This window comes from Gimesia fumaroli (genome assembly GCF_007754425.1).
In the GTDB taxonomy this organism is placed as follows: Bacteria; Planctomycetota; Planctomycetia; order Planctomycetales; family Planctomycetaceae; genus Gimesia; species Gimesia fumaroli.
Genome location: NZ_CP037452.1, coordinates 2,173,354 through 2,185,457 on the forward strand (window position 1 = coordinate 2,173,354; position 12,104 = coordinate 2,185,457).

Consider the following 12,104-nt stretch of genomic DNA (forward strand, 5'->3'; position numbering starts at 1 on the left):
AACGGTATCTAAATCATTGACGGTAATGATTCTAACCGATTGCTTCCATAGGCGACAAGGCGGATCATTGTGGCTCAATTACAGGGGTTATAAGGCTTTTGCGACCCCTTGAGGTGAAACGTACAATGGTTGAGGCTACCAGAGTTTACTACGTGAGATACCGTGAATCTGACGGATGAGGATTAGAATTTAGCTAGAAATTCAATCCGCGCCCCCGAGGCAACGCCCCGTGACTCCTGCTTGGCTACAAAACTGTCGAGTAGCATGATCCAATGTTGGCCGATCGCTTTTTGATAGCGGATGGCGCCCCCGATGGCACCATCGTTGACGTCGTTGGTATCTTTGCGGCCACCAATTTCGAAAATGAGCTGCTGGCGGGTCTTATCATAGAAGAGCTGATAACCCAGACTGGCACCCGCGACATCGGTTGCCTGGTTACTCAAGGGAGCACCATATTGTCCCAGGCCAGAGGCGGCAAACAGCAGGCCAACCTGTCCCAGAGGTCCGCCGGCCAGCGTTCCTCGTGCGGGCGATGTAAACTGGTCGATGGCCCAGAATGCATTGAAGTAGACCAGGTCATTCGAATGATGTGGCGTTAAGGAGATCTGACTGAAGAGCAGTTCTCCCTGTCCGGATGCTGCGGTTTCGCCATCGTGAGGAAACGATCCCAACACCTGGAACGAAGTGTTATAGGTATTGTGGAATCCGTGCAGACGCTGAATCGCACTCAATCCAAAAGCGGTCATGCTGCCGAATTGTGGATTGCTGGAGTTGACAGTCGCCACATCGGCGTTGACCGTACTGACGTCAAAGTCCGTCTCCGAGAAGATACCGTACATGGTGGAATCAGGATCATGAACGTTATTGTTTCGATTGATATCACCTTCTACATAGACGCCGGTCACGCGCATATTCAGAACACCACCACCGTTGATTGTGTTCCGCGTGACGGTGACCGCATCCACCATGTCTTCGTTGATTAACAATCCCTGTTGAAACGACATCGGCTGTCGACCAACGGAAAACCCAATATCGTATCGATGCACGTCATAGGGATCCAGGTTCGGAAACAGTTCGCCAAAATCACCTTCAAAAAACAGAGTTTGAATGTCGGCGTTGAGTCCATCAAGCCATTCTCCATCGTGGAACTCATAGCTTGTAAACAGCCGCGAGGCAGTCAGTTCTTTATCCAATGAACGCAGCCCGACAAGAATGCGTTCTGTTCCGGAAAGGTTGAGCTGTCCAAACAGGTCAAGGCGGTTGGCCCATTCGGTGACGTTAGTCCCGGCACGGTTATCAAAGTAGTTCAACCCGGTTCGGTATGTACCAAATACCCAGAAGGAAGGCCGCCAGACAGCGCCTGTGGGTATAACGATTCCCTGGTTCAGGAATCCAACTCCCAGAAATTTTTCGTTGGTCTCAATCAGCAGATCAGGGCGTTCGGGAATGGGTTGTATGCCGATGGGAAAGTCATCCAAAGGTGTTTCCGGGGCATAATGCTCAGAGCACAAGAGCCATTGACCGAAATGGGCCAGGGGTTCAGCTGGCGATGCTAACGCGTCCATTGCCATCTCGCCCAGCTTCCAATAGAGGGGCTCGGAATCATGATACACGTTCGGATCATATTCCACGCGATCGGCGTAGGGGTTAATATAGTATTCGTCAAATTCATCATACTCATCAGCCAACTGTGTTTCTTCTGCCATTTCCGGAGAAGGAGGCAGGCTGGCGACGCCCGGGGCATCCGGTGCTTGCGCATGAATAATTCCCGAGTACATCAGAATTGAACTCGCTAGAATCAGGAACAGGAATTGTTGTTTCAATCTTCTCATTAAGCTGATTCAATATTAGGGAATACAGACGGTATCCACTTTTTCATATAACACCATGTGGCCGTCGACAACGCCATCCGCAACATCGCGGGCAGACATGCCATAGTCAAACCCGACGTCCGAGATTTCATGTACTAAATTCACAGGCACCATGCCTGCAATCAGTTGCACGCGAATCGTATAGTTTCCCGGTCCCGTGAGTTGTTTTCGGGAAACATGATAGTTCGCCAGTCGATTGCTTCTGGGGGGAATGTTTTGTTTTTGCTTGCGTGCTCCAATGGGACGACCCAAAACAGTAAACGGGCGCGTAGCCGGTCGGAAGTAAGGCAGTGGGTCGAGAGAGTAGGGCACATTCAAAACCTGCTCACGTTCGCCCCCCCGAATGTTTCGGGTAATGAACCGTGATTGCAGAGTGAATAATTGTCGGTCAATCGGGATTTTTCCGTTGTGCACATAGAGAGAGTGAGAGTCGCGAATATCGCCGTTCGGGTCGAGGTCACCTGATTGGAAAACAAGTTGCCCATTTTGATCCCAGACCATGGTTCGTAAAAATACAACGCGTTCCGCATCAAATCCGGTGGGAACGCCATGGCCCAGTGTGATATTGGAAACGGGAACTGAAAAATCCAGTCCATACCATTTTGCTTTTTCAACTTGAATTTCGCCCAGGTGATAGCCGGCTCTTAACAGCTGTAATCTCTGAGTCGCCGCTTCTCCCAGCAATTCGTATTGATCATTTAGAATAAGCCGTGCCTTGATTCGTGTGACTTGATTGTCCCAGGGAGGTGGAAAGTAAGTCTCTTTCATCACGTGTTTTTCAAATTCAGGCGTACCCCAGCCGGCGGCATCATCGAAGTAAAGCCATTCCCGCATCGTGGCGAGCCCCTGATCGGGAGAGGGCTGCGAATTTTCTTCTTTGATCGCTTGGGGGTTATGCGGAAAAAGGCCACGATGAATAATCGGATAGTCAGGGCCAATCATCATATGATTTGTATGTTTACGAACCGGTGTCGGCACATTCCCCACAATGGCAGCAGGAGAGAAGGTGTATCCCGAGGGGATGCCTGGAACGGCACCCATATGACAATCCTGACAGTTTTCTTTGCACTGCTTGGCGGATGGTGAGTGTTTAAATTCACTGAAGGCGTCCTCCAGTCGGAAGCCGTTCGGCGCAAACACATCATGACAACTGCCGCAGAATCCTGGCGTCGTTAATTGGAAAAATTCATAGGCTTCCGCATGGATGGCACGACCTCGAATTGAAGGATCTTTGGACGTTTTCAGAACACCATATTTATCCGGATTTGCCAGAACTTCTGCCAGAATTTCTCCACCCGACGGCCCAAAGACTGCCTGGTTAATATCTCCACTCACCAGAGCCTGTCGACCTGCGATTCCTTTCCCCCACGCCTGATTGATGCGATGGCAGGTCACACAGGTTACACCTTCACGTGAGGAAGGGGGGCGGTCCAGATTACTCATGTTGATCGGCTCAGATAAAGCCATGCCGACGGGAGTATGGCAGCGAATGCAAAAATCACCCAGTGTGCCATTATTTAGTTTGATCAGTTTGTTCGACATTGCGTTAAACACAGGACTTAACTGTGCGTAAGCATGCGGTGATACCGACCATTCACGATAATGCTGAGGATGACATTTGCCACATTTAGAGGCGGAAGGGAAGGGATCATCTTCATAACACTCAGCATGGGCCTGATCAACGGCAGATTGCATGAGTTGCTCAAGCTTGGTGGTCGTTGAGGTCCTGGTACTGCTCACTGTGGCTGAAGCGGTTTGCGAACTGGCCTGCCTGATCTGATTTTTATTCTCGGCTTGTGCGTACTGGAAATAGATGTTCGGGAGAAGAATGATCATAACCACGACCATAAACGCTAGAAAGCGCCAGACACTATTTTGGCTCCTGCGAGGAGAGGACTCCATTCCTATACTCCCGATCTACAATGCGTAGAATAAGCAAAGTATGACTATTGAAATTGATTGATGCGCAGCATTTCTGTCGCAGGCCTAATACTCATAATCGGTATAATCGGAATATCTGTTGAATATTAAACCAGAGAACTGGCTATAATGAAGGGAAAATACATATTCGTATAAACATGTATTTTTTGGGTTTCGCATTGTTCCGCCTGCTCAAGGACGTATTCTGAGTGCGGTTGCAGGCTTAAACGCATGTCATTTCTTGAGTGTGACCACGCCATCCCAGTCAAAGGGCGCTTTGTAATTTTGACTGGCAATCTGGAGCAGTAGAAAGTCTCTTGCACGATCTTTGGGGGGCAAATGTCCTAACAGATCAAGCGAACTGTCCCAGTCTCCATCAATGAATGCATCGACGGCTGCTTCAAAGTCTTTAATATTCTGATTCGAAATCGAACTTTTCCCTTCTGAGGGTAATAATTCGTAAACCGAAAGCGGGGCTTCTAATCCAGGGGGACGAAATAAACCGAGGTGCCGACAACGCCCTTCAGACTCGGGAAGCAGATTTCGTACATCAGCAGCAGTCGCTTCATCAATCAGAATTGGAACCCCCAATTGCTTTGTCATTCCCTCCAGGCGAGAGGCCAGGTTGACTACAGGGCCAAAAACCCCTACTTTCGCCTGTTCTCGGGTTCCAATTTTCCCGGCAATCGCATTTCCACGTGTGATGCCGATTCCGACTTCGAAGCCACTCAACTCATTAAAATGAGTACTGTTCGAAATCTTGAACATCTGGTGAATCTGCAACGCCGCCCGGCACGCTGGAAGGGCTCCTTTTGAAAGTGGCAAAGGCCACCCCCAGAAACCAAGAGCACTATCTCCCTGAAAGTCTGCGATGACCCCATTCTGACTACTGATACTTTGAGTCATGACTCCCAGAGCATTCTTCAAGCGGTCCAGAAACAATTGCAGATTTTTCCCTGCCTGTTCTGTCATATGAGAGAAGCGCCGCAGGTCGCAAAATAAGACGGCTGTTTCTGTTTCCGTCGGTTCCAGTGTATGTTTTGCATTTTCCTCTGAGACGACTTTGATAATTGCCGGAGAGAAAAACTGTTCTATTCCGGAAAATCGGTCTTCCAGTTTCCGTACACGACGAATGGCAGACAACATATGCGCCAGCAATTCAACAAGATTCAAATCATCCTGCAAATCATTCGTAGATAAATAGGCCTGTGAAGGCGATTCTTCACCAAAACGACCACAGATGTAAAGGCACCATTTCTGATTTCCCTCCGTTTTGACTGGTGTGCAGAATGCCCACCGGCCATTGGCGAGCGGTGTCCCTTTGCGACTGCTTTCCACTTCGATGGCAGTCTCGCCTTTTCGGATGGTGTCACGAACCAGCGATCTGATGATCGTAACGCGCCGAAAACCGGGAACGGGTTGTTCCCAATGGGCGACATTCCACTTTTTCGGACCATCGCTTTGGATGACAGCCACGACGTCTGCATGTGGCATCACATCCTTAAGTAGCAAAGCCGCCTGTTTTGCAAGGTTTCCTTCATCTTTACAAAGCCATAAGCTGGGGACGGCTTTGGTGACCGTTTCGATTCGAAGATCAGTAACCCGTAGACTGGCCTCAGTTAAAATTCCAGAGTCGGTATCCAGATCCTCCAAAATCTCCAAAACGCCAGAATTGGATGATCGTTCTATCGACTGAAACTGAGTCTCACCAATCTGGAATGTATCTCCCACTGATATCGTCAGCTCAGTATGAAATTGCTCGTCAAACTTGATTTGATTCAGTACACTTGGAAAGCAGCGAATATTCAGTTGATCTTCGTTGCGTTGGAATTCAGCATGCATACGAGAAATGGTAGAATCCCAGGGGATGGCACAATCGTTGTCAGCGCTCCGACCTAACAACATTTTTTGCGATTCAGGAATATGCCATTCAATTTTTTCGCCCGGCCTTGGTCCTTTTGCAATGAGATGTATCATTGGGTAGGTCCTGTTAATCGTCTGTCTCTCGGAGGTTGTGCTTTGCATAGGATTGACAATGAGGGTTCGGACATGTTTGAATTAATAAAGATCACAGGGCCCTACCTTTTAAACGGATATTCTGACGGGCGGTAACCGCTCTTCATCCAATTAGTCAGAAAATCTTCAAACTAGTCACCAGAATCGCGTAGTAATACAAGTAGTCTATTCGTTAATTTATCAGAGTCGTCTTGTTTTCGCATGGTACTCTAAGGCGTGATTTTAAGAGACTTTTGGCTTATTAACGACCATTACAATCCTTAAAATTACTCTAGCTCATCTCCCATTCACATGCAAAGAAAGTTTCACAGAATGAATCTCGCCGATCGCAGATTTCGCTCTCTCAAACCAGCTAATTGCCTGTTCACTCTGATGGTGGTTTGCCTGATCCTGCAAGCCGTTGTTTCCGTCTGTTCTGAGAAGATGTACGCCACCGAACCTGCGGCTTCTGCCACCTCATTTGTGTCGACCGACGCCAAGTCAAAAGCAGAACAAACAAAAAAAACGATGGGGGTTGTCGCAGCAGATTGTAAGAAGTGTCATCCTTCTGAAGTCGCAGCCTGGATGAAAACAGTCCACTTTCAATCTCCAGATGAACGTCTCTATAAATTTGAAGGGAACACAAAGAAATACGCAACCGCAATGGGACTGACCAGTGCTGACTTACAAGGGGATTCCATGTGCGCGGACTGTCATGGCACCAAGGCAGTTCGAGACGGAAAGGTTAAAGTGATTTCTGGAGTTTCGTGTGAAAAGTGCCATGGTGCTGCCGGCGGAGAGGATGGCTGGCTCAATCGTCATCAGTCGTATCATGAGAATATGCCGATCACCCGTGCAGAAGAAACTCCGGAACATAGGGCAGAGCGGCTCAAGTTTTGTGACCAGGCTGGCATGAAACGGTCGTCCGATATTTATGGTTTGTCCAAATCCTGTTTTAAATGTCATATCGTTGGAAATGAAAAACTGATCGCCGCAGGACATAAGGCTGCAAGTGCCTTCGATTTTGTTTCCTGGACGGGGGGAGAAGTAAAACATAATTTCCTCGTTGACAAAACCAAAAATGCCGATGCTCCTTCATTGTGGATGGAGCGAACCGGAGGGACTGCAGAAAATCGTCGGCGAATGAAGTTTGTTGTTGGTACTCTGGTGCAATTAGAAACCGCACTCCGAGCACGGGCCAATGCAACAAACCCCGCTGTGATTCCTCAAATTAGTGGTATTATCGCGGCTGCAAACGGTAAGCTGTCTCAGATCAATGCCGCTGCTCCCACGCCGGAAGTACAAGCAGTAATCAATCTCATCACACCTATGTTCGGAACCCTGTTCGCGCCACTGCCCACGGATAAAGAGACTTATACGAAAGCAGCCGATGAAGTCGCAGAACAGGCCAAACTGTTTTCCAGGAAATATGATGGCGCAGACTTTCCCAAGCTCGATTCTGTGATCAAGCGATATCCACCACATTATTCTCAGCAGTTCCAGGATAAGTATCTGAATAAATAAGAAGTTTCAACCAGTTCCACGCAAGCAACAAGTTGTACTCCAATGTCAGAACCTTCTATTTCACGTCCGCGGCGCTGGGATAAACCTTTCTCGCTCGAACCAGGCAGCGAGGATGAAATGACCGATACCGCTGTGGAAATTCTGCTGGGAAAACCACCTTTTTCAGAGATTGATCCTGCAGGATTTAAACGATCTCTGCCACTGCATGACATCATTAAGAACGATGCGCGGATTATTGGATTTGACGATGGAGACATCGTTGTACGGCGGGGAGACTGGGGAAATTCAGCTTTCTTTATTTTGTCTGGAAATGTGCGTGTCGGGCTGGAAAGAGGAAAACCAACTCTTCCTGATGAAATCCTGGGGCGGCACGATAATAAGGTCAAAACCCTGTGGGAATCTTTCGCACAACTCTGGCGAAATCATAGTGTACCTGAAGTTCGTAAACTTGATTCGGTGTTCTCTAAGTCTGAATTGAAAACACGTCACGCACATAACAGCACTCGAATCTATCTTCAGGAAGTTTCGGCCGTTCTCGATAAATACCACACGGCACGGCTTGATGCCGGCCATTGGTTTGGTGAACTTGCAGCGCTGGGGCGAACCAGTCGTGTTGCCACAGTATTTTCGGAAGGAGTTTCACAGCTCCTTGAAATTCGCTGGCAAGGGATTCGGGATATTCTGCGTCATGATCAGAACGGAAAACTGAAACAATATATAGAGGATGCTTTCCGCGAACGGGCTCTGGCTGCCTTCCTGCGAACAACTCCCTTGTTTCATGATTGCCAGCCAGAATTGATGCAACGGATTGTAGATCAGGTTGAATTTCATACATTTGGTAACTACGACTCTCCGAAACCGTTTAAGGACTTAATCGAGAATCAGGATCATACGACCGAGGGCGGGGAACCAGTGATAATTCGCGAAGGCGATTATCCCAGTGGCATCGTGATGATTCGTAGCGGCTTAGCCCGCATCAGTCAGCGGCACTATAACGGCCGACGTACGGTTGGTTATTTATCTCCCGGTCAAATCTTTGGCCTGGATGAAATTCGAGCTGAAGTACAATCGCTGACTCCAGTTGGTTGCAGCACACAACTGAGTGCGATTGGGCATTTGAACGCGGTACTTGTACCGACGGCACTTGTTGAGGAATTACTCAAACAAAACGGCTCTGTTGGGGCCGCAGATCTGCATGAAGTTAAAACGCACGTTTCTGATTCAGGTAGTAACTCGGTTAAGATCAACGATGATACACTGCTTAGTCAGCTGGTCGATCAGAATTTTGTACAAGGAACATCGCTGATGGTGATCGACCTTGAACGTTGTACACGCTGTGATGATTGTGTCCGCGCCTGCTCAACCGCTCATGACAATAATCCCCGGTTTATTCGTCATGGGCCCATTCTTAATCAATATATGGTCCCCAATTCCTGCCTGCATTGTGTGGATCCCATCTGCATGATTGAATGCCCTACAGGTGCAATCTTTCGCGATTTTGCTCAAGGTGATATCATCATCAACGAACAAACCTGTATTGGTTGTGCCCAGTGTGCCAGCAACTGTCCATTTGATGCGATTCGTATGGTTGATATCCGAGATTCCAAAGGAAATATTATCGTTGATTCCAAAACGCGTTCACCGCTGACTCAAGCTACAAAGTGCGATTTATGTATCGACCAGAAAGGCGGACCAGCCTGCGAACGTGCTTGCCCTCATGACGCACTCTTTCGTGTGGACATGCAAGATGCGGCCCAGGTGGGAGAGGCGTTTTCGCGATGAAACACTTTTGGGTGCAACAAAGAATCACTTTTTTGGTATTCACGGTGATTTCTCTGCTGATTCTCGCGGGGTGCTATTTATTTTCGATTACTCTTTCGAAGACTTCATTCGCCAGTGGAACAATTTTGCTGCTTTGTATTTTCTTTCTGGCCAGTTATCAGCTGCGAAAAAAAATATCATTTCTGCCATTGGGAAGCAGTGCTGCCTGGCTGCGTTTCCACATTTTTATTGGTTTCCTGTCGTTTGTCGTCTTTGCATTACATAGCAGACTGCAGATTCCAAATGGTCTATTGGAAGTTATTCTTTTTCTCACGTATTACATCGTGTTTTTAAGTGGTATCTTTGGTTGGTTTCTGTCTCGTACGATTCCCTACCGACTCCTCTCGCGTGGTGAAGAAGTGCTGTTTGAACGAATTCCGATGCACCGAAACAAAATTCATGATCGAGTCAAGACGCTGATATTTGACGATGCGCAGCCAGAGCAAGGGGCCGCACTCCCTGATTTCTATCACAAACACTTACAGGAATTCTTTGAAGGGCCTCGTCACCAGATCAGTCATATTCTGCATTCGGAACGACATCTGCATCAACTCAAACAGAAAATTTCTGCACTACAACCGTTTCTTGATGAACAGGAGCAGGTGAGGCTACAACAAATCGCAGAGCAGATTCAGTTGAAAGATGATCTCGATTACCAGTATATTTTTCAGGCCATTATCAAATTGTGGCTCTTCGTGCATGTGCCTTTAACCTATTCCCTGATCATTTTTTCTTTATATCACGCGCTTGCTGCCTGTGCGTTTGCGAGTACCAGTGGATGACCGAACCGTTGCAACCCTTCGACTGGAAGAACAGTAATTACGAACGACCAGCAAACACCTGGGTTTGTGGTCGGTTGTGCGAGGAAGGTTTGCCTTGTCGGCTGGGGCCGAGCAACAAGGGAGAATGCCAGCTTCAAAGCCAGTGCGAGCCTGCTGAGAAAGGCGGGAAATATCAGTGTACCCGTTCCGTGTTAAATGGGGGGAAGTGTAAGGAAGGCCCGGCACCCGATGGAACCTGCTGTCAGCCTGATACCAGTTGTCAGCCTCGTCGCAGTCTCTTAGCCAGGCGACGGTTTCTGGGTGGACTTGCCGCGTTCATTGCCGCTTCGTTTTGTCTCATTGTTTTCAGCGGTGACTCTCCCTCCTCGCTTCTCTCACCAGGAGAAGTTTCCCAATCGCACGCCAATATTGAATCGAGCTGTAGTGCCTGCCATACTGCCGCCGAAGGAGGCCTTGATACCTGGATTCATCTGACGATGAATGGTGATGTTGCCCTCGATGATTCAGCACGGTGCTTGAAATGTCATACAGAACTGGGAGAAAAAGCACTGTTTGCCCACAGCGTGTCTATTGAGCGATTACACAAAATAACCAGTCAAATTCAGGCAAAGAAGGAATCAGCGTCGGCCCCCATTGCGCTGCAGCTGGCATCACTCACAGGACACCCTGCTACGAACGGAAAACTTGCCTGTTCAACCTGTCACCAGGAGCATCATGGACGAAAGACCAATCTCACACAATTAACAGACTTACAATGCCAGTCCTGTCATACCAGTCCGTTTTTAAGTTTCCAGCATGGCCATCCTGCGTTAGGAGACTATCCTTACCAACGTCGCTCGCGGATTTATTTCGATCATAACGCGCACATGAGTCGTTATTTCAAAAATGGAGATTTCAAACGGACCATGCCCAAGGGGCACAAACCGGAATCCTGCAATTCTTGTCATACACCTGATGCCACAGGCCGTTTGATGTTGACTGCTGGCTTTGAAAAGACCTGCGCCAGTTGTCATGAGCCGCAAATTGAAGATGTCGATTTTCCAGGCGTTCCTTTTTTTGCACTGCCAGTCATTGCTCCCACATTAATGAAGTCACAGGGAGTCTGGCCCAATACCGAGGGATCTTTCGCCACAGCCAGATTACCTCGACTGATGGAACTCTTGCTGGAACATGATTCCGACTATCAAAGAGCCATCAAACAACTGGGAGAGATTGATTACCGCAATCTGAATAATTTTGATCCAGAAAAAGCAGCAGCTGTTGCAGAAATTGCCTGGGCCATTAAACGATTACTCTACGATATTTCCACATCAGGGGAAGCGGCGTTAACTGCACGTCTGGGGAAAAACAGTGCGCTCTATCTGCATCTTAAGCCGTCTATCGTTCCTACATTATCACAGGCGCAGCAAATCTGGTTTCCGAATCTGGCGACCGAAATAAAATATCATTCAGAGAAAAAGGCAATACCAGATTCTACTCAGCAAAAACCTGTCTCAGCAGGGTTCTCTGCACGCAACGCCAATAGTGGCTGGTCGATCTCTGATTCTGATTTTACCATTCGCTATCGTCCCATTGGTCATGCCGATCCTCTCATTAAGGGGTGGCTTGATCAGGCTGTTCAGGAGAATCAGCAGAGTTTAGACCGCGACTCTATGTGGCGGATTTTCTCAAACCCGACCGCATCCGGTACGGAAGATTCTCACGGGGCACTTGCTTCCGGACGCTGTCTGATGTGCCATTCAGTTGACAAAGATCCTGTCAGTGGGCGCTCTCATATCAATTGGCAGCCTTTGCCGACGCAGCAGTCGAAAGCAGAACAATTCACTCAATTCTCACATGCACCTCACTTGTCATCGGGGCAAAAATTGAATTGTGAAAGTTGTCACGTCTTTGATCCATTGGGAACAGACAGTACCACCATCTTGCAGAGTGATTATTTTGTTCGCGATCAATCAAATCTGTTCTGGCAGATCAATCAGAACAGTCAGCAGGCTTGCACCAGCGGCTTTCAGCCCATCAGCCGACAAAATTGCAGTACCTGTCATAACGCGGCAACAGCAACTCAAAGCTGCCTGCAGTGCCACAACTACCATGCACATCGACAACTGACGTCTTCCAAATGATTTTGGAGACGATTTAATTATTCTGGATACAGTTTCTCAATAAAAAAGCCCTCTGGAACGTCCGTTTC

7 protein-coding genes are annotated in these 12,104 nt (G+C 48.1%); 4 read left to right on the forward strand and 3 right to left on the reverse strand.

The features are described from left to right. Nucleotides 1–182 precede the first annotated feature (182 nt). The 3 genes from Enr17x_RS08435 to Enr17x_RS08445 all read right to left on the reverse strand — a co-directional run bounded on the left by Enr17x_RS08435 (nt 183) and on the right by Enr17x_RS08445 (nt 5,768). The gene (locus tag Enr17x_RS08435; RefSeq protein WP_145307752.1) at nt 183–1,832 is read right to left on the reverse strand and encodes a hypothetical protein; all 1,650 of its coding nucleotides are present in this window, start codon (nt 1,830–1,832) and stop codon (nt 183–185) included. Nucleotides 1,833–1,847: 15 nt separating this feature from the next. Next, on the reverse strand, nt 1,848–3,707 hold the full coding sequence (locus tag Enr17x_RS08440) for a multiheme c-type cytochrome (protein ID WP_198001033.1): 1,860 nt from the start codon (nt 3,705–3,707) through the stop codon (nt 1,848–1,850). 318 nt (nt 3,708–4,025) lie between these two features. After that, nucleotides 4,026–5,768 (reverse strand): adenylate/guanylate cyclase domain-containing protein, encoded by a 1,743-nt coding sequence (locus Enr17x_RS08445; RefSeq protein ID WP_198001034.1) that lies wholly within the window; start codon nt 5,766–5,768, stop codon nt 4,026–4,028. A 351-nt stretch (nt 5,769–6,119) separates the two neighbouring features. Here Enr17x_RS08445 and Enr17x_RS08450 point away from each other — a divergent pair, with 351 nt between their 5' ends. Genes Enr17x_RS08450 through Enr17x_RS08465 form a run of 4 tightly spaced genes read left to right on the forward strand, consistent with a single transcriptional unit; the run spans nt 6,120 to nt 12,036 of the window. After that, nucleotides 6,120–7,310, forward strand: a complete 1,191-nt coding sequence (locus Enr17x_RS08450; protein ID WP_198001035.1) for a multiheme c-type cytochrome — start codon at nt 6,120–6,122, stop codon at nt 7,308–7,310. A 42-nt stretch (nt 7,311–7,352) separates the two neighbouring features. Next, on the forward strand, nt 7,353–9,092 hold the full coding sequence (locus tag Enr17x_RS08455; RefSeq protein WP_145307760.1) for a cyclic nucleotide-binding domain-containing protein: 1,740 nt from the start codon (nt 7,353–7,355) through the stop codon (nt 9,090–9,092). Next, on the forward strand, nt 9,089–9,913 hold the full coding sequence (locus Enr17x_RS08460; RefSeq protein ID WP_145307762.1) for a hypothetical protein: 825 nt from the start codon (nt 9,089–9,091) through the stop codon (nt 9,911–9,913). Before Enr17x_RS08455 ends, Enr17x_RS08460 begins: the two co-directional genes overlap by 4 nt. Beyond that, on the forward strand, nt 9,910–12,036 hold the full coding sequence (locus tag Enr17x_RS08465; RefSeq protein ID WP_145307764.1) for a hypothetical protein: 2,127 nt from the start codon (nt 9,910–9,912) through the stop codon (nt 12,034–12,036). The genes Enr17x_RS08460 and Enr17x_RS08465 overlap by 4 nt, the downstream gene beginning before the upstream one ends. Nucleotides 12,037–12,104: the final 68 nt, after the last annotated feature.

Coding starts and splice junctions, on each gene's coding strand:
- Enr17x_RS08435 (WP_145307752.1), bottom strand. CDS start 1,832: ATGAGAAGATTGAAACAACAATTCCTGTTCCTGATTCTAGCGAGTTCA.
- Enr17x_RS08440 (WP_198001033.1), bottom strand. CDS start 3,707: ATGATCATTCTTCTCCCGAACATCTATTTCCAGTACGCACAAGCCGAG.
- Enr17x_RS08445 (WP_198001034.1), bottom strand. CDS start 5,768: ATGATACATCTCATTGCAAAAGGACCAAGGCCGGGCGAAAAAATTGAA.
- Enr17x_RS08450 (WP_198001035.1), top strand. CDS start 6,120: ATGAATCTCGCCGATCGCAGATTTCGCTCTCTCAAACCAGCTAATTGC.
- Enr17x_RS08455 (WP_145307760.1), top strand. CDS start 7,353: ATGTCAGAACCTTCTATTTCACGTCCGCGGCGCTGGGATAAACCTTTC.
- Enr17x_RS08460 (WP_145307762.1), top strand. CDS start 9,089: ATGAAACACTTTTGGGTGCAACAAAGAATCACTTTTTTGGTATTCACG.
- Enr17x_RS08465 (WP_145307764.1), top strand. CDS start 9,910: ATGACCGAACCGTTGCAACCCTTCGACTGGAAGAACAGTAATTACGAA.